Raw genomic sequence first — 17,427 nt, forward strand, 5'->3', positions numbered from 1 at the left:
TGCACACAAAAAGGGAGGCCGAAGCCTCCCGTTGTTACCGCTCTGTTTATTATCCGGTTCAGCCGCCGACGGCGATGTTCTTCATGTCGGTCATGTAGGCACGCAGGGTCTTGCCGATGATTTCCACCGGGTGGTTGCGAATGGCCTCGTTGACGTCGATCAGGCGACGGTTGTCGACGGAGTTGGACTCGACGCTGATGGTCTTGCCAATCACGTCGGTGCCCACCTTGGGCATGAACTTCTCGCGCAGCAGCGGCACGGCGGCGTTGGCGAACAGGTAGTTGCCGTACTCGGCGGTGTCGGAGATCACCACGTTCATCTCGTACAGACGCTTGCGCGCTACGGTGTTGGCGATCAGCGGCAGCTCGTGCAGTGACTCGTAGTAGGCGGACTCGTCGATGATGCCGGACGCGGTCATGGCTTCGAACGCCAGCTCCACGCCGGCCTTGACCATGGCCACCAGCAGGATGCCGTTGTCGAAGTATTCCTGCTCGCCGATCACCACGTCGGTGGCCGGGTACTGCTCGAAGCTGGTGCTGGCGGTTTCTTCACGCCAGGTCAGCAGATCGTGATCGTCCTTGGCCCAGTCGGCCATCATGCCGGCGGAGAAGTGGCCTTCGATGATGTCGTCCATGTGCTTGTTGAACAGCGGACGCATCAGCTCCTTCAGCTCCTCGGCCAGGTCAAAGGCCTTGATCTTGGCGGGGTTGGACAGGCGATCCATCATGTTGGTGATGCCGCCCTGCTTCAGGGCCTCGGTGATGGTTTCCCAGCCGAACTGGATCAGCTTGCCGGCGTAACCGGCGTCGATGCCCTCGGCCACCATCTTCTCGTGGCAGACGATGGCGCCGGCCTGCAGCATGCCGCACAGGATGGTCTGCTCGCCCATCAGGTCGGATTTCACTTCGGCCACGAAGGAGGACTCGAGCACGCCGGCACGGTCGCCGCCGGTGGCGGAGGCCCAGGCCTTGGCGATGGCCAGGCCTTCACCCTTGGGATCGTTCTCCGGGTGCACGGCGATCAGGGTGGGCACGCCGAAGCCTCGCTTGTATTCTTCGCGCACTTCGGTACCGGGGCACTTGGGCGCCACCATCACAACGGTGATATCCTTGCGGATCTGCATGCCTTCTTCCACGATGTTGAAACCGTGGGAGTAGCCCAGGGCGGCACCGTCCTTCATCAGCGGCATCACGGCGTTGACGGCAGAGGTGTGCTGCTTGTCGGGAGTCAGGTTCATCACCAGATCGGCGGTGGGGATCAGCTCTTCATAGGTGCCCACCTTGAAGCCGTTTTCGGTGGCCTGCACGTAGGACTTGCGCTTTTCGGCAATGGCTTCGGCGCGCAGGGCGTAGGACACGTCCAGGCCGGAGTCGCGCATGTTCAGACCCTGGTTCAGACCCTGGGCGCCACAACCGACGATGACGACTTTCTTGCCTTTCAGGTAGTTGCAACCATCGGCGAATTCTTCGCGCTTCATGAAACGGCACTTGCCCAGTTGCTCGAGCTGCTGACGCAAGTTCAGGGTGTTGAAATAGTTAGCCATGGCCTTTTGCTCCAATTAATCCGTTTAATACTTGAATTCCTGCACCGCCCGGCGGTGACGACCCCAGCACTATAACCCAGGCTTTTCGTTGCTTGAAATGATATATTCGAAACAGAGTATTTCATTTGGCGCAATGTGATGGATATCCGCAACCTGGAGCTGTTTCTCCACCTGAGCCAGAGCCTGCACTTCGGCCGCACCGCCGACGCCATGGCGGTCAGCCCCTCCACCCTGAGCCGGGCGATACAGCGGCTGGAGCAGGAACTGGGCTGCGAGCTGCTGGACCGGGACAACCGCAGCGTCACCCTGACCCCGGCCGGACTGCGCCTGCAGCAGTTCGCCGGTAACTGGCTGGCCGACTGGCAGGCCATGCGGGAGCAACTCAAGCAGAGCGAAAGCCCCCTGCAGGGTCGGCTGCGGCTGTTCTGCTCGGTCACCGCCAGCTACTTTCTGCTGCCGGACATACTGGCGCGCTTTCGCACCCGCTATCCCCAGCTGGAGCTGCGGCTGGAAACCGGGGATCCCGCCCTGGCCATCGACAAGGTATTGAACGACGAATCGGATCTGGCCATCGGCGCCCGCCCCGACGCCCTGCCCGCCAAGCTCGACTTTATCCGGCTGCAGACGGTACCCCTGGTGTTTATCGCCCCGCGCATCCCCTGCCTGGCCAACGAACTGCTGCAGGAGGCCAACGCCGACTGGAGCCGGATCCCGGTGATATTGCCGGAGCAGGGGGTGGCCCGCAAACGCACCAACCAGTGGTTCCGCAACAAGGGCATCAGCCCCCATGTCTATGCGGAGGTAGCCGGCAACGAGGCCATTGTCGGCATGGTGGCCCTGGGCTGCGGCATCGCCCTGGTGCCCACGGCGGTGATCGAGCACAGTCCCATGGCCGACAAGATCCGCCGGCTCGACGTGACCCCGGATCTCAAGCCCTTCGAAGTGGGTGTCTGCCTGCTGAAGAAACGGCTGGAGGATCCCCTGATCCAGGCCTTTCGCCAGATTGCCCTGCAACTGGCCAATCCCTGATCCCCATTGCCCCGGTGATTGGGTTACAATAGCGTCAATACTTTAAGGAGAGCGACCATGCTGGACCCGAAAAAACTGGAAGAGATCGCCAAGCAGATCCAAAACAACCTGCCCGCCGGGCTGAAGAACATGGGCGAAGAAGCGGAAAAGCGCATCCGCACCGTGCTGCAGGCGCAGCTGGGCAAGCTGGACATGGTGACCCGGGAAGAATTCGATGTGCAGACCAAGGTGCTGCTGCGCACCCGGGAAAAGCTGAACGAGCTGGAAGCCAAGCTGGCCCAGCTCGAGCGCCAGCTGGCCGAAGGCCGGGATGAACAGCTCTGAGGCGGAGCACATCCGCCAGGCCTGCCTGCAGGCAGCCATCGAGGCTTATGAACAGGGCGGCCTGCTCGGATTGTGCCAGGAGGGCCGATTCGAGCTGGCGATGGATGCCATCCGCCACCTGACCCTGGCCCCCTTCTGTGACGAAGACCGGGAAAGCGCTTCCCGGTCCTAGTGTCAGATAAACTCGTAGGCGTCCCCGAACAACCGCTCGGCTTCCACCCCTTTCTCCTTGAAGGCCTCCCGCGCCACGCCCGCCATCTCGAAGCGGCCCGCCACATAGACGTCGTAGCCGGTCAGGCTGGGAAAGTCCTCCATGATGGCCTCGTGCACCAGGCCGGTACGACCCTGCCAGTGCTCGTTGCCGTTCTGCACCACGGGCACATAGGTCAGTTCCCTGTGCTCGGCGGCCCAGGCCTTCATTTCGGCGTCGGCGTAGAGGTGATCCTCGAAACGCACGCCCCAGTACAGGAACACCGGCTTGTGCAGGCCATCCGCCAGCATCTTTTGCAGAATGGCACGGGTGTAGGCAAAGCCGGTGCCGCCTGCCATCAGGATCACCGGATGACGGGATTCGGCGCGCAGGTAGGCCTTGCCCGCCGGCAACTGCACCTCGATTTGCCCCTGCTCCTGCATCCGCGTCAACACCTGCATGGCATAGCTGTTGTCGGGGGAGGCGCCGATATGCAGCTCCAGGGTGCCTTGCTCATTGGGCATGTTGGCGATGGAAAAGGGCCGCTTGTCGTCGTCCGCCATCACCACCAGCAGGTACTGTCCAGACTGAAAATCCACGGTCTGTGCGGGCTTGAGCCGCACATACCAGAGGGTGTCGGCCATTTCTTCCAGGGCTTCTACACTACATGTTACTTTCTGCATGACTATCCTTTGGTCTCACTCTGTTCGGCACTCGCATCCAGGATCCCGAGTTGATCCCATAGCGCATCGACCCTTTGTTTTACTTCATCCGTCATCACTATGGGTTCACCCCACTCCCGCTCGGTTTCGCCCGGCCACTTGTTGGTGGCATCCAGGCCCATCTTGGAGCCCAGACCGGAGACCGGTGAGGCGAAATCCAGGTAGTCGATGGGGGTGTGCTCGATCAATGTGGTATCCCGCGCCGGGTCCATTCGGGTCGTAATGGCCCAGATCACGTCTTTCCAGTCTCTGGCATTGATGTCGTCGTCGCACACGATAACGAATTTGGTATACATGAATTGTCGTAAAAACGACCAAACGCCCAGCATGACACGTTTGGCATGGCCGGGGTAGCGTTTTTTCATGGTCACCACCGCCATGCGGTAGGAGCAGCCCTCCGGCGGCAGGTAGAAATCCACTATCTCGGGGAACTGCTTCTGCAGTATGGGCACGAACACCTCGTTCAGCGCCACCCCCAGCACCGCCGGCTCGTCGGGCGGCCGTCCGGTATAGGTGGAATGATAGATGGCGTCCCGCCGGCGGGTGATGCGCTCCACCGTGAACACCGGGAAGTCGTCGATCTCGTTGTAGTAGCCGGTATGGTCGCCATAGGGGCCTTCCGGCGCCGTCTCGTCCGGATAAATGTGGCCCTCGAGCACGATTTCGGCGCTGGCCGGCACCTCCAGGTCACTGCCGATGCACTTCACCACCTCGGTGCGGCTGCCCCGCAGCAGGCCGGCGAAGGCGTACTCCGACAGGGTGTCTGGCACCGGGGTCACGGCGCCGAGAATGGTGGCCGGATCGGCGCCCAGGGCCACCGCCACCGGATAGGGCTGGCCCGGGTTGGCCTCCTGCCACTCGCGAAAATCCAGGGCCCCGCCCCTGTGACTGAGCCAGCGCATGATCACCTTGTTTTTACCCAGCAGTTGCTGACGGTAAATCCCCAGGTTCTGCCGCTTCTTGTAGGGGCCGCGGGTGATGGTCAGGCCCCAGGTGATCAGCGGGGCGGCATCGCCGGGCCAGCAGTGCTGGATCGGCAGCCGGGTCAGGTCGACGTCTTCCCCTTCCTGCACCACCTCCTGGCAGGGGGCGCTTTTCAGCCGCTTGACCGGCATGTTCAGCACCTGCCTGAAGATGGGCAGCTTTTCCATCAGCTCCTTCAGCCCCTTGGGCGGCTCCGGCTCCTTCAGGTAGGACAGCCAGCGCCCCACGTCGCGCAGCGCGGCCACGTCCTGCTGGCCCATGCCCATCGCCACTCGCCTGGGCGTGCCGAACAGGTTGCCCAGCACCGGCATGTCGAAGCCCTTGGGGTTTTCGAACAACAGCGCCGGACCGCCCGCCTTGAGGGTGCGGTCGCAGATCTCGGTCATCTCCAGATAGGGATCGATTTCGTGCCGGATGCGCTTGAGTTCGCCCTGGGCTTCGAGTTGCGCGATAAAGTCTCGCAAATCCTTATATTTCATGGGTTTGTTCCGAGTGTATCGAGTGGCAGCGGGGATTATACCCGGTTAAGGATGGCTTGTATCGCCCACAAAAAACCGCGGTCGGGCCGCGGTTTTTTTTCAGGAAGACGGACGCTTACTTCTGCTGCCGTTTCATGGCTTCGAAGAACTCGTCGTTGGTCTTGGTCATGGCCAGCTTGTCGATGAGGAACTCGATGCCGTCGATCTCGCCCATGGGGTGGACGATCTTGCGCAGTATCCACATCTTCTGCAGCTCGTCCGGGGTGGTGAGCAGCTCTTCCCGGCGGGTGCCGGAACGGGTGATGTCGATGGCCGGGTAGACCCGCTTCTCGGCGATCTTGCGCGACAGGTGCAGTTCCATGTTGCCGGTGCCCTTGAACTCCTCGTAGATGACGTCGTCCATCTTGGAGCCGGTTTCCACCAGGGCGGTGGCGATGATGGTCAGGCTGCCGCCTTCCTCCACGTTACGGGCGGCGCCGAAGAAGCGCTTGGGCCGGTGCAGGGCGTTGGCGTCCACACCGCCGGTCAGCACCTTGCCGGAAGAAGGCACTACCGTGTTGTAGGCCCGGGCCAGGCGGGTGATGGAGTCGAGCAGGATCACCACGTCCTTCTTGTGCTCGACCAGGCGCTTGGCCTTTTCGATCACCATGTCGGCCACCTGTACGTGACGGGCCGCCGGCTCGTCGAAGGTGGAGGCGATGACCTCGCCCTTCACCATCCGCTGCATCTCGGTCACCTCTTCCGGACGCTCGTCGATCAGCAGCACGATCAGGGTGCATTCCGGGTGGTTGTAGGCGATGCTCTGGGCGATGTTCTGCAGCAGCATGGTCTTACCGGCCTTGGGCGGCGCCACTATCAGGCCCCGCTGGCCCTTGCCGATGGGGGAGGCCAGATCCAGTACCCGGGCGGTGATGTCTTCGGTGGAACCGTTGCCCCGCTCCATCTTCATGCGCTCGTTGGCATGCAGGGGGGTCAGGTTTTCGAACAGGATCTTGTTGCGGGAGTTTTCGGGCTTGTCGTAGTTGACTTCACTGACCTTGAGCAGGGCGAAATAGCGTTCCCCTTCCTTCGGCGGCCGGATCTTGCCGGAGATGGTGTCGCCGGTACGCAGGTTGAAGCGGCGGATCTGGCTGGGGGAAACATAGATGTCGTCGGGGCCGGCCAGGTAGGAAGAGTCGGCGCTGCGCAAAAAGCCGAAGCCGTCCTGCAGGATTTCCAGCACGCCGTCGCCGTAGATGTCCTCACCACTTTTGGCATGGGCCTTGAGGATGGCAAAGATGATGTCCTGCTTGCGCAGGCGGGCGAGGTTTTCCAGGCCCATCTCTTCCCCAAGCTTTATCAGCTCAGAGACAGGGGTATTCTTGAGTTCAGTAAGATTCATAGTGGTGAGTTTCTATCAACCAGGAATGTTAAACGGACAGAAAAGTCTGCTGGATTGATGCTTGAATTCGGAGAGCCCTAGGGCACAAATAGGCTAGCAAACGACCAATAAACTAGCACCAAAACGGGGAAGCGTCTAGCAAAAACCACAAGGGGCGCCTTGCGCACCCCTTGCATCACCGTTACAGGTTGGCGTCCAGAAACTCTTTCAATTGAGTCTTGGACAAGGCGCCTACCTTGGTCGCCGCCACTTCGCCGTTCTTGAACAGCAGCAGGGTGGGAATGCCACGAATACCGAACTTGGGCGGAGTATCTGCGTTCTGATCAATATTCAGCTTGGCCACGGTAACCTTGCCTTCGTATTCACCGGCCACCTCATCCAGGATGGGGGCGATCATCTTGCAGGGACCACACCATTCAGCCCAGAAATCTACCAGAACCGGGCCATCTGCCTTGATCACATCAGCATCGAAGCTGGCATCGGTCAGCTGAACAATTTTGTCACTCATCTCCAACTCCAGTCAGTTGTTCGACCCCGCCACAGAAAACGCCGGGGCAATTTAGTTGCCCTATTTCAAATGATCCTGTTTATTATTGCAAGCCTAACCTGATATTCTGAGCGCTATGAGCAAAACACACTTAACAGACGTCAAATTCGCCCAGTTGGGCCTGCTGCCCGAGGTGCTGGCCGGACTGGAAGCAAAGGGATTTCACCACTGCACGCCCATCCAGGCGTTGTCACTCCCTTATCTATTGGCAGGCAAGGATATCGCCGGACAAGCCCAGACCGGCACCGGAAAAACCATCGCCTTCCTCGCCGCTACCTTCAACCACCTGCTTACCACCCCCGCCCCCGCGGCGCGCCAGCAAAACCAGCCCAGGGCCATCATCATGGCGCCGACGCGCGAGCTGGCGGTGCAGATCTATAACGATGCCGACACCCTGAGCGACAGTACCGGTCTCAAGCTGGGCCTGGCCTACGGCGGCGAAGGCTATGAGAAGCAGGTCCAGGTGCTGGAAGCCGGCGTCGACATCCTGATCGGCACCACGGGCCGCATCATCGATTTCCTCAAGCAGCGGGTGATCGACCTGGGCGCCATCCAGGTGGTGGTGCTGGACGAAGCGGATCGCATGTTCGATCTCGGCTTTATCAAGGACATCCGCTACCTGTTCCGTCGCATGCCGCCGGCCCTCGAGCGCCAGAACATGCTGTTTTCCGCCACCCTGTCGCTGCGGGTGCAAGAGCTGGCCTACGAACATATGAACAGCCCCGAACACGTACAGATCGAACCCGAGCAAAAAACCGGCGTGCGTATTCAGGAAGAGCTGTTCTACCCGGCCCAGGAAGACAAGATGCTGCTGCTGCTCAGCCTGATGGAGGAGGAATGGCCCGACAAGGCCATCGTCTTCGCCAACACCAAGCACAGCTGCGAGGAAGTCTATGCCTGGCTGAAGGCCGACGGCCACCGGGTTGGCCTGCTCACCGGCGACGTGCCCCAGAAGAAGCGGCTGAAGATACTGGAAGAGTTTACCACTGGCGTGCTCGACATCCTGGTGGCCACCGATGTGGCGGCCCGCGGCCTGCACATTCCCGACGTCACCCATGTGTTCAACTACGACCTGCCCGACGACGCGGAAGACTACGTGCACCGTATCGGCCGCACCGGCCGTGCCGGCGCTAGCGGCCACTCCATCAGCTTCGCCTGCGAGGAATACGTGTTCAACCTGCCGGCGGTGGAAGCCTATATCGAGCACGAGATCCCGGTCAGCAAGTACGACAAGGACGCCCTGCTCGACGACGTAACTCCGCCCAAACGCATTCACCACCACAGGGCAGCCGCCAACCGCAACCTGCGTGATCGCCAGGGCAGCGGCGGCCAGCGCCGCCCCGGTGGCAATAACCGGCGCCGGCGCCCCCAGGGTGCCCGGAGCTGAGTTGACGTGAAAAACCCGGCTCTGTATGCCGCCATCGATCTCGGCTCCAACAGCTTTCACATGCTGGTGGTGCACGAGGTCGAAGGTGCCTGCCGCACCCTGGCCAAGGTCAAGCGCAAGGTCCGACTGGCCGCCGGCCTGCAGCCGGACGGCAGTCTCGATGCCGCCGCCATGCAGCGGGGTTGGGACTGCCTTCGGTTGTTCGCCGAACAGTTGCAGGACGTGCCCGCCGGACAGATCCGCATCGTCGGCACCGCCACCCTGCGGCTGGCCCGCAATATCGACGTCTTTATCGAACGGGCCGAGTCCATCCTCGGCCACCCCGTCAACATCATCTCCGGCGAGGAAGAAGCGGCCACCATCTACCAGGGCGTGGCCTGGACCTCTTCCGGTACCGGGCGGCGGCTGGTGATCGACATCGGCGGCGCCAGCACCGAGCTCATCATCGGGGAAAGCACCAGCCCGCAACTGCTGCACAGCCTGGACATGGGCTGTGTCACCTGGCTCCGGCGCCATTTTGCCGATGGCGAGCTGTCCGCCCACAACTTCGAGCAGGCCATCACCGCCGCCCAGCAGACCCTGGCGTCGGTGGCCGCCGCCTACCTCAAGCTGGGCTGGCAGGGCTGCATCGGTGCCTCCGGCACCGTGCAGGCCATCCAGGAAATCATGATAAGCCAAGGGGAAAACGAGCAGATCACCCTGGCCAAGCTGCGCCAGCTGCAACAACAGGTGATGGCCTGCGGCCATCTCGACCGCTTGCAACTGCCCGGGCTGCAGCCGGAGCGGGTACCCGTGTTCCCCTCGGGGCTCGCCATCCTGATCGCCCTGTTCGATACCCTGGCGATAGAATCCATGGTGCTGGCCGGCGGCGCCCTGCGCGAGGGTCTGGTGTACGGCATGCTGGGCCGGCGCCAGGAGTGCGACGCCCAGGAGCGGACCGCCGACAGCCTGATCGCCCGCTACCAGCTGGATCGCAGCCAGGGCGAGCGGGTCAGGAAGACGGCGCTGCGCGCCCTGGAGCAGGTTTCCCCGAACGCGGCGCCCCTGGCGCCCATACTGGGCTGGGCCGCCCTGCTCTACGAGCTGGGCCTGTGCATCGAATACAAACAAGCGCCCGAGCACGCCGCCTATATCATCAGCCATATCGACCTGCCCGGCTTTACCCCGGCCCAGAAGCAACTGCTGGCCGCCCTGCTGCTCAATCAGCGGGACGAATTCAAGCCGGCGCCGCTGACCCGGCAGAGCGCCGTCGACACCGACCAGGCCATACTGCTGGCCCGGCTGCTGCGGCTGGCCATCATCCTCTGCCTGCGCCGCACCCGCGGCACCGTGCCCGAATTCCACCTGGCGGCAGAGGGCCATCGCCTGATCCTCACCCTGCCCACCGGCTGGAGCCGACAGCACCACCTGCGGGCCAGCGAGTTGCAGCAGGAGGCCAGGCGCCAGACCGAGCAGGGCTGGCCGCTTGAGATTATGGAGCGGGATTAGGGATCGTAATCAACCCCAAATCCCCGGTCCCCAGTCCCGAGCTTATTTCTCTTCCTGCAGCCAGGCGGCGACCCGCTTGGCGAAATAGGTCAGGATGCCGTCGGCCCCCGCACGCTTGAAGCACAGCAGGGACTCCATGATGGTTTCCCGCTCCTTCAGCCAGCCGTTCTGGATGGCCGCCATGTGCATGGCGTACTCGCCGCTGACCTGATAGGCGAAGGTGGGCACCCCGAACTGCTCCTTGACCCGACGCACCACGTCCAGGTAGGGCATGCCCGGCTTCACCATCACCATGTCGGCGCCTTCCTGGATGTCCAGTGCCACTTCCTGCAGCGCCTCGTCGCCGTTGGCCGGATCCATCTGGTAGGTGGCCTTGTTGCCGCCCTTGAGATTTCCCGCCGAGCCGACCGCGTCGCGGAAGGGGCCATAGTAATTGGAGGCGTACTTGGCGGAATAGGCCATGATCTGGGTATTGACGAAGCCGGCTTCTTCCAGCGCCTGGCGGATGGCGCCGATGCGGCCGTCCATCATGTCGGACGGCGCCACTATGTCGGCACCGGCTTCGGCGTGGCTCAGGGCCTGCTTGACCAGCACCTCGGTGGTCATGTCGTTAAGGACATAGCCCTGCTCGTCGATGATGCCGTCCTGGCCGTGGGTGGTGAAGGGATCCAGGGCCACGTCGGTCATTACCCCCAGTTCCGGGAAGGCTTCCTTCAGTGCCCGCACCGCTTCCTGGGCCAGGCCATCGGGGCTGTAGGCTTCTTCCGCCAGCAGGGATTTCTGGCTGGCGTTGACCACGGGGAACAGGGCGACCAGCGGAATCCCGAGCCGCACCAGTTCGGCCGCCTCCTCCAGCAGCAAATCGATGGACAGGCGCTCCACCCCCGGCATGGAGGGCACCGCCTCGCGGCGCTGGAAGCCGGGCAGCACGAACACCGGGTAGATCAGATCGTCCACGGTCAGGCGATGCTCGCGCACCAGCCGGCGGCTAAAGTCGTGCTTGCGCACGCGACGCAGGCGACGGTTGGGAAAACCGCCGAAAACTTGTTCGGTCATGACTGCTCCTCAATGCGGAAAAAGGCGCGGCTGGTCGCCGTGACGGCGGCGATCAGGGCATGGGGTTCGTCGCCCCGGCACTCGGCGATACGCCGGACGATATGGGGCAGATAGGCGGGCTCGTTGCGCCGGGAAGCCGGTCTGGGCAGCAGATCCCGCGGGATCAGGTAGGGGCTGTCGGTTTCCACCATCAGCCGTTCGGCCGGGATCTGGCGCACCAGTTGCTGCAGTTCCCGGCCCCGGCGCTCGTCGCAGATCCAGCCGGTGATGCCGATATGCAGATCCAGCGCCAGGCAATCGCGCAGCTCCACCTCGGTGCCGGTAAAGCAGTGCAGCACCGCGGCCGGCAGACGATCGCGCCAGGGGGCCAGTATCTCCATAAAACGTGGATGGGCATCCCGGCAGTGCATAAACACCGGCATATTCAGCTCGGCGGCCAGGGCCAGCTGGGCTTCGAAGGCCGCATCCTGTTGGGGGCGGGGCGAGAAGTCCCGGTTGTAGTCGAGGCCGCACTCGCCGATGGCCACCACCTGGGGCTGGGCCGCCAGCCGGCGCAGCTCGTCCAGGCTGTGCTCATCGAAGTGGCGCGCCTCGTGAGGATGCACACCGGCGGTGGCGTGGCAGAAGGCGGGGTTGGCGGCGGCATAGTCGGCCACCGCCCGGCTTTCCACCAGGCTGGTACCGGTGAGGATCAGGCCCGTCACCCCGGCCGCCCTGGCCCGCTCGACCACCAGCTCCCTGTCCTTGTCGAACTGGCTGCTGGTGAGGTTGACGCCGATGTCGATCATGAGCTGCCGTCCCGCTCTTCTTCATCGCCCTCCGGCGCTCGCACATAGAAACGGGCGAAGAAGACCCCGACCTCGAACAGCAGCCACATGGGAATGGCCAGCAGGGTCTGGGAAATAACGTCGGGCGGCGTCAGCAGCATGCCGACGATAAAGACGATGACGATCACATAGGGACGCTTGGCAGAGAGATCCTTCGGCGTGGTCACGCCGGTCCAGCACAGCAGTATGGTGGCAATGGGGATCTCGAAGGCGATACCGAAGGCGATAAAGAGCCCCAGCACGAAATCCAGGTAGCTGGCGATGTCGGTCGCTATGGTTACCCCTTCCGGCGCCATCTTGGTAAAGAAACCGAAGGCCAGGGGGAACACCACGAAATAGGCGAAGGCGGCACCGGCATAGAACAGCAGGGCACTGGAAAACACCAGGGGCGCGATCAGCCGTTTCTCGTGCTTGTACAGGCCCGGGGCGATAAAGGCCCACACCTGGTACAGCACATAGGGGATGGCGGCGAAGAAGGACACGATCAGGGTCAGCTTCAGCGGCGTCAGGAAGGGCGTCGCCACACCGGTGGCGATCATGCTGGCCCCTTCCGGCAACTGGCTGAGCAGCGGCTCCGCCAGTATGGTGTAGATATCGTTGGCAAAATAAACCAGGGCCAGGAACACCACCAGGATGGCGGCGAAGGCACGGAGTAGACGACTCCTCAGCTCCACCAGATGGCTGATCAGCGGCTGCTGCGTTTGACTCATTTAGGATTTGTCCTGCGGCTCTTTCGGGGTGGGGGCATCATCGGTGACGGCTGGCGAACCGGACTTTTTCTCGTAGGGTCGGTTGACCGAAGCCGCCGCCTCTTTCAACTCGTCGATGGATTGCTTGAGCTCGGGGCTCAGATCCTGCATGCCGAGCTGCTCGGCCTTTTTCAGATCCCGATGCAGCTCTTCCATTTTCAGCTCCTGGGCCAGTTCGGTCTTGACCGCGTTGGCGGTATCGCGCACCGTTTTAAACAGCCGGGATACGGTCCTGATGGCCACGGGCAGCCGCTCCGGCCCCAGCACCAGCAGCCCGATCACGGAGATGACGATCAGCTCCCAGAAACCGATATCGAACATGATTACACCCGATCTTTGTCTTTGGTTTTATCCTGCTCTTGCTGGTTCGGCAGCTCGCCCTGCTCTTTCTTGTCGGCCAGTTTCTGCTGCTCGAAGTCGGCGTCTTTCTTGCCTTGCTCATCGTCATTCATGGCCTTCTTGAAGCCCTTGACCGCCGATCCCAGATCGGAGCCCAGGCCGCGCAGCTTCTTGGTACCGAACAGCAGTACCACGATCAACACCACGATAAGCAATTGCCAAATACTGATTCCACCCATAACACACTTTTCCTATGTAGACAGAGAACGATAAAAAACCATTATATCCGGGCTTGATGACAGAGTGTTGATACCAGATCAAACTACCGGGCCGTGCGCCGCCATCCCAGCCACCATACAACCAAAGTGAACACCATACCAGACATGGCCCACTGGGTTTTGTCCATGCCCAGCAGCAGGGTGCTGGCCAGCAGGGTGGAGGCCCCCACCGCCAGCAGAAAGCGGCCCTGGCCCTGGCCCTTGTTGTGGCGGGTAAACTGGTCGTAAAGCCCCTGCATCTGCCGCTGCTGCAGCTTGGCCTGGCGCAGCGAGTCGTATACCAGCTCCGGCAGATCCGGCAGTTTCTCCGCCCAGAACGGCGCCTTTTCCTTCACCGCGTTGATCACCGCCTTGTAGCCCACCTGCTGTTGCATCCAGTCTTCCAGAAACGGCTTGGCGGTCTTCCACAGATCCAGCTGCGGATAGAGCTGACGACCGACTCCTTCCACGTAGAGCAGGGTTTTCTGCAGCAGCACCAGTTGCGGCTGCACCGCCATGTTGAAGCGACGGGCGGTATTAAACAGGTTGAGCAGCACATGGCCGAAGGAGATCTCGGACAGGGGCTTTTCGAAGATGGGCTCCAGCACGGTACGGATGGCCGACTCGAACTCCTCCACCTTGGTGTCTGCCGGCACCCAACCCGACTCCACGTGCAGCTCGGCCACCTTGCGGTAGTCCCGGTTGAAGAAGGCCAGGAAGTTCTCCGCCAGGTAGCGCTTGTCGTCCCGGTTGAGGGTGCCCACTATGCCGCAGTCGATGCCGATCCACTGGGGGTCTTCCGGGTGCTCGTAAGACACGAAGATATTGCCCGGGTGCATGTCGGCGTGGAAGAAGCTGTCGCGGAACACCTGGGTGAAGAACACCTCCACCCCCCGTTCGGCCAGCAGTTTCATGTTGGTGCCGTTGGCTTCCAACGCCTCGATATCGGACACGGGAATGCCGTAGATGCGTTCCATCACCAGCACGTTTTCATGGCAATAGCTGGGGTAGATCTCCGGCACATAGAGGGTCCGGGAGCCCTCGAAGTTGCGGCGCAGCTGGATGGCATTGGCCGCTTCCCGCAACAGGTTCAGCTCATCGAGCAAGGTCTTGCGGTACTCCTCCACCACCTCGACCGGCCGCAGCCGGCTGCTGCGTTCGGGCACCAGGCGGGCGATCAGGGTTGCCATGGAGTACATCAGGCTGACGTCCGCCTCGATAACCTTCTCGATGCCGGGCCGGATCACCTTGATCACAATTTCCTGCCCCGTCTTCAGCCGGGCGGTATGCACCTGGGCGATGGAGGCGGAGGCCAGGGGCCTTTCATCGAAGTCATCGAACAGCGCTTCGATGGGATGCTGCAGGCTGCGCTCTATCTGCTTGCGGGCCAGGGCACCATCGAAGGGCGGTACCCTGTCCTGCAGCAGGGCGAGTTCTTCGGCGATGTCCAGCGGCAGCAGATCGCGGCGGGTGGAGAGCATCTGCCCGAACTTGATGAATACCGGGCCCAGGCTTTCCAGGGCCAGGCGGATGCGTTTGCCCCGGGACAAATCCGGGTGTCGGTTTTTCAGCCAGAAGAGGCTGCGGCGGGCAAGCCGTGCCGGCCACACCTGCAACCGGGCCGGGATCAGCTCGTCCAGGCCGTAGTCGAACAGGGTCTTGCCAATCTGATAGAGGCGAAGCAATTCCCGCACTTTTCTCATGAGTGAACCACCTTGTCCGCCAGGGTCGCCAGCCGTGCCTGCAGACGGATCAGACGCTTGTTCAGTTCCGCCACCTCATCATTGAAGTCGGCCAGTTCCAGGGAGCCTACCGCCAGCCGGGCTTCCTCACGCACATAGTCGCCCAGGTGGGCCCTGGCCCCCATCAGGCGCCGCTCGACGCCGGTGCCCAGCTCCCGGCCGTGCCGGCACAGCAGGTGCGCCAGAATGTCTCCGGTATAGGGTACCAAGAGGGACTCCACATCGATGGTCGGATCCTTGAGCAGGGCCGCCAGATCCTGCCAGGGCTGGGGATCGCCCTCCAGATCGATGCGCCCATCGCGGATATATTGCATCAGCAGGCCCTTGTCTTTCAGCAGGCCAAGGGCATTGAGGGACAGGCTCAGGTGGCTGTCCGGCCGACCTTCGTAGCGTCCCAGGATCTCCAGGCGCTCGCCGGAAAACAGCAGAAAACCGCTGGCAATCTCGTTCACCGTCAGTTGCAGCACCTTGCCCTGCAGCGGCTGCATCTTCCGCCGCCGCTCGGCATCCTGCAGGATAAAACGGTTAGCTATTCTTTCCAGAGCGCCATTCAACAGGGGGAGCAGCAGATCCTTCATCAGAACTTGAACCCGCGGTGCAGCGCCACTATGCCGTCGGTCAGGTTGAAATACTCCACCTGTTCGAGGCCGGCCTGCTCCATCATGGCTTTCAGGGTTTCCTGATCCGGATGCATGCGGATGGACTCGGCCAGATACTGGTAACTGTCACTGTCTTTCGCCACCAGGGCGCCCATCTTCGGCAGAATGTTAAAGGAATAGAAGTCGTACAGCTTGTTCATGACTTCGTGCTGGGGCTTGGAAAACTCCAGCACCAACAGGCGTCCGCCGGGCTTGAGCACCCGTTGCATGGAGGCCAGCGCCTTGTCCTTGTCGGTAACGTTACGCAGGCCGAAGGCGATGGTAATCAGGTCGAAATGGTTGTCGGGGAAGGGCAGTTGTTCGGCATTGGCCTGTACATAGGCGATATTGCTGCCCAACCCCATATTGCGCAGCTTGTCCCGGCCGACCTTGAGCATGGAGTCGTTGATGTCGGCCAGCACCACCTGACCGGTTTCCCCCACGATGCGGGAGAACTTGGCGGTCAAATCACCGGTACCTCCGGCCAGATCCAGCACCTTCTGTCCCTTACGCACTCCGGAGCAGTCGATAGCGAAGCGCTTCCACAGACGATGGATGCCGAACGACATCAGATCGTTCATCAGATCATACTTGGCGGCCACAGAGTGGAACACGCTGGCGACCATCTGCTCCTTTTCAGTGGCATCCACGGTTTTATAGCCAAAATGGGTCGTCGACTTGTGCTGTTCTGACATTCTGAAGACACCTGTAACAATCAAAGGGGGTAGTGTACTGCAAATGCGCAGACCGGACTAACGGGAAGCGATCAGGCTGCCGGTCAACTGCATGCCCAAATAGGTAAAGATGATACAGCAAACCACATTGAGAGACACATTCAATACCGCCTTGAGCCAGTGGCCCTGCTCCAGCAGCAGTACCGTATCGAGGGAAAAGGAAGAGAAGGTCGTCAGGGCGCCGAGCATTCCCACCACGAAGAAGGGTCGCCAGGAGTGGGCCCCGACCACCCCCTGCTGGATCAGCACGAACACCACCCCGATCAACAGCGAGCCGGCCAGGTTCACCGAGAGGATACCGAAGGGGAAGCCCTTGCCGAACAGGCGCGCCATCAGCTCGGTCACACTGAAGCGCAAAATGGCCCCGATGGCCCCCCCCATCCCGATAAAGAGCAGCGTTTTCATCCCGGGTCACCCGCCAAGCAAAGAGGGTCTCATTGTAAATAACTGATCCTGATAGTGCTACATCGAGCGGGCACCACACGCCGACACACCGTGAACATCCTGGGGGCTCCGCCATGACCTCCCTGGCACGGAGGCTCTGCTTGACAGCCCCCGTTCGCTGCCATTCGGTACAGCATATTACTCAAATGGTGGTGCCAAGGGTGGGAATACGGGCAAACACAAGGAATGACAGATATGAAAAAAACCCCGACACTTTCGTATCGGGGTTTTCCAATTGGGTGCCTGGCAGTGACCTACTTTCACATGGCAGCTGCCACACTATCATCGGCGCGGGTGCGTTTCACTTCTGAGTTCGGCATGGGGTCAGGTGGGACCACAACGCTATCGCCGCCAGGCATAAACTTTTAATTCGGAAAAGCGACCGCCAGGGAGGGCGGACATGCAGAAGCAATGTTCTGCCTGATGAATTCGTTCTCGAAACCGCAAGGTCTCACACTTCTTGGGTGTTGTATGGTTAAGCCGCACGGGTCATTAGTACAGGTTAGCTGCACGTATCGCTACGCTTCCACACCCTGCCTATCTACGTCCTAGTCTCGGACGGCCCTT

Annotated in this window: 19 protein-coding genes and 2 rRNA genes; 5 read left to right on the top strand and 16 right to left on the bottom strand. The window is 61.6% G+C overall.

All coding sequences use genetic code 11. From position 1 onward, the window contains the following. Positions 1 to 58: 58 nt before the first annotated feature. Positions 59 to 1,543, bottom strand: a complete 1,485-nt coding sequence (ilvC, locus tag CGX12_RS06480) for a ketol-acid reductoisomerase (RefSeq protein ID WP_094039097.1) — start codon at positions 1,541 to 1,543, stop codon at positions 59 to 61. A 138-nt stretch (positions 1,544 to 1,681) separates the two neighbouring features. On the opposite strand from ilvC, the gene ilvY reads away from it, so the two are divergent. From ilvY to CGX12_RS06495, 3 genes are read left to right on the top strand one after another with little or no spacing between them, the layout of a single operon-like run. Continuing rightward, a complete protein-coding gene (gene ilvY, locus CGX12_RS06485; RefSeq protein ID WP_094039076.1) occupies positions 1,682 to 2,572 on the top strand; it encodes an HTH-type transcriptional activator IlvY in 891 nt (296 codons plus the stop codon). A gap of 57 nt (positions 2,573 to 2,629) precedes the next feature. Continuing rightward, complete coding sequence (gene ubiK, locus CGX12_RS06490) at positions 2,630 to 2,896, top strand: ubiquinone biosynthesis accessory factor UbiK (protein ID WP_094039077.1); 267 nt, start codon at positions 2,630 to 2,632, stop codon at positions 2,894 to 2,896. Then, entirely contained in the window at positions 2,883 to 3,068 is a 186-nt protein-coding gene (locus CGX12_RS06495; RefSeq protein ID WP_094039078.1) for a hypothetical protein, read from the top strand. The genes ubiK and CGX12_RS06495 overlap by 14 nt, the downstream gene beginning before the upstream one ends. A 2-nt stretch (positions 3,069 to 3,070) precedes the next feature. On the opposite strand, the gene fre is transcribed toward CGX12_RS06495, so the two are convergent. The 4 genes from fre to trxA all read right to left on the bottom strand — a co-directional run bounded on the left by fre (position 3,071) and on the right by trxA (position 7,160). Then, entirely contained in the window at positions 3,071 to 3,769 is a 699-nt protein-coding gene (gene fre, locus CGX12_RS06500; RefSeq protein WP_094039079.1) for an NAD(P)H-flavin reductase, read from the bottom strand. 2 nt (positions 3,770 to 3,771) lie between these two features. Next, entirely contained in the window at positions 3,772 to 5,271 is a 1,500-nt protein-coding gene (ubiD, locus tag CGX12_RS06505; RefSeq protein WP_094039080.1) for a 4-hydroxy-3-polyprenylbenzoate decarboxylase, read from the bottom strand. 115 nt (positions 5,272 to 5,386) lie between these two features. Beyond that, positions 5,387 to 6,652, bottom strand: coding sequence for a transcription termination factor Rho (rho, locus tag CGX12_RS06510; RefSeq protein ID WP_094039081.1), 1,266 nt, complete (start codon positions 6,650 to 6,652; stop codon positions 5,387 to 5,389). 181 nt (positions 6,653 to 6,833) lie between these two features. Beyond that, on the bottom strand, positions 6,834 to 7,160 hold the full coding sequence (gene trxA, locus CGX12_RS06515; protein ID WP_094039082.1) for a thioredoxin TrxA: 327 nt from the start codon (positions 7,158 to 7,160) through the stop codon (positions 6,834 to 6,836). 115 nt (positions 7,161 to 7,275) lie between these two features. On the opposite strand from trxA, the gene rhlB reads away from it, so the two are divergent. Together rhlB and gppA are read left to right on the top strand one after the other, a co-directional pair. Then, positions 7,276 to 8,586, top strand: a complete 1,311-nt coding sequence (gene rhlB, locus CGX12_RS06520; RefSeq protein ID WP_094039083.1) for an ATP-dependent RNA helicase RhlB — start codon at positions 7,276 to 7,278, stop codon at positions 8,584 to 8,586. Between the two features lie 6 nt (positions 8,587 to 8,592). Next, positions 8,593 to 10,074 carry a guanosine-5'-triphosphate,3'-diphosphate diphosphatase gene (gene gppA, locus CGX12_RS06525; protein WP_094039084.1) on the top strand — a complete coding sequence of 494 codons (1,482 nt, stop codon included), beginning with the start codon at positions 8,593 to 8,595 and terminating at the stop codon, positions 10,072 to 10,074. A gap of 42 nt (positions 10,075 to 10,116) precedes the next feature. Here the strand turns inward: gppA and hemB are convergent, their stop codons facing one another. From hemB to CGX12_RS06580, 11 genes are all read right to left on the bottom strand, one after another. Then, the gene (gene hemB / locus CGX12_RS06530) at positions 10,117 to 11,130 is read right to left on the bottom strand and encodes a porphobilinogen synthase (RefSeq protein WP_094039085.1); all 1,014 of its coding nucleotides are present in this window, start codon (positions 11,128 to 11,130) and stop codon (positions 10,117 to 10,119) included. Next, positions 11,127 to 11,918, bottom strand: coding sequence for a 3'-5' ssDNA/RNA exonuclease TatD (tatD, locus tag CGX12_RS06535; protein ID WP_094039086.1), 792 nt, complete (start codon positions 11,916 to 11,918; stop codon positions 11,127 to 11,129). Before tatD ends, hemB begins: the two co-directional genes overlap by 4 nt. Beyond that, positions 11,915 to 12,667 (bottom strand): twin-arginine translocase subunit TatC, encoded by a 753-nt coding sequence (gene tatC / locus CGX12_RS06540; RefSeq protein ID WP_094039087.1) that lies wholly within the window; start codon positions 12,665 to 12,667, stop codon positions 11,915 to 11,917. Before tatC ends, tatD begins: the two co-directional genes overlap by 4 nt. Beyond that, a complete protein-coding gene (gene tatB / locus CGX12_RS06545; RefSeq protein WP_094039088.1) occupies positions 12,668 to 13,027 on the bottom strand; it encodes a Sec-independent protein translocase protein TatB in 360 nt (119 codons plus the stop codon). A 2-nt stretch (positions 13,028 to 13,029) separates the two neighbouring features. After that, positions 13,030 to 13,284, bottom strand: a complete 255-nt coding sequence (gene tatE, locus CGX12_RS06550; protein ID WP_094039089.1) for a twin-arginine translocase subunit TatE — start codon at positions 13,282 to 13,284, stop codon at positions 13,030 to 13,032. A gap of 83 nt (positions 13,285 to 13,367) precedes the next feature. Continuing rightward, a complete protein-coding gene (ubiB, locus tag CGX12_RS06555) occupies positions 13,368 to 15,005 on the bottom strand; it encodes a ubiquinone biosynthesis regulatory protein kinase UbiB (RefSeq protein ID WP_094039090.1) in 1,638 nt (545 codons plus the stop codon). After that, on the bottom strand, positions 15,002 to 15,622 hold the full coding sequence (locus CGX12_RS06560; RefSeq protein ID WP_094039091.1) for a ubiquinone biosynthesis accessory factor UbiJ: 621 nt from the start codon (positions 15,620 to 15,622) through the stop codon (positions 15,002 to 15,004). The genes ubiB and CGX12_RS06560 overlap by 4 nt, the downstream gene beginning before the upstream one ends. Beyond that, on the bottom strand, positions 15,622 to 16,377 hold the full coding sequence (ubiE, locus tag CGX12_RS06565; RefSeq protein WP_094039092.1) for a bifunctional demethylmenaquinone methyltransferase/2-methoxy-6-polyprenyl-1,4-benzoquinol methylase UbiE: 756 nt from the start codon (positions 16,375 to 16,377) through the stop codon (positions 15,622 to 15,624). Before ubiE ends, CGX12_RS06560 begins: the two co-directional genes overlap by 1 nt. 57 nt (positions 16,378 to 16,434) lie before the next feature. Next, on the bottom strand, positions 16,435 to 16,821 hold the full coding sequence (crcB, locus tag CGX12_RS06570) for a fluoride efflux transporter CrcB (RefSeq protein WP_094039093.1): 387 nt from the start codon (positions 16,819 to 16,821) through the stop codon (positions 16,435 to 16,437). Positions 16,822 to 17,101: 280 nt separating this feature from the next. Further along, positions 17,102 to 17,216, bottom strand: a 5S ribosomal RNA gene (gene rrf / locus CGX12_RS06575). Between the two features lie 115 nt (positions 17,217 to 17,331). Beyond that, positions 17,332 to 17,427 (bottom strand): 23S ribosomal RNA (locus CGX12_RS06580); the annotation flags it as partial.

The sequence above is a fragment of the Zobellella denitrificans genome (genome assembly GCF_002237365.1).
Lineage (GTDB): Bacteria > Pseudomonadota > Gammaproteobacteria > Enterobacterales > Aeromonadaceae > Oceanimonas > Oceanimonas denitrificans.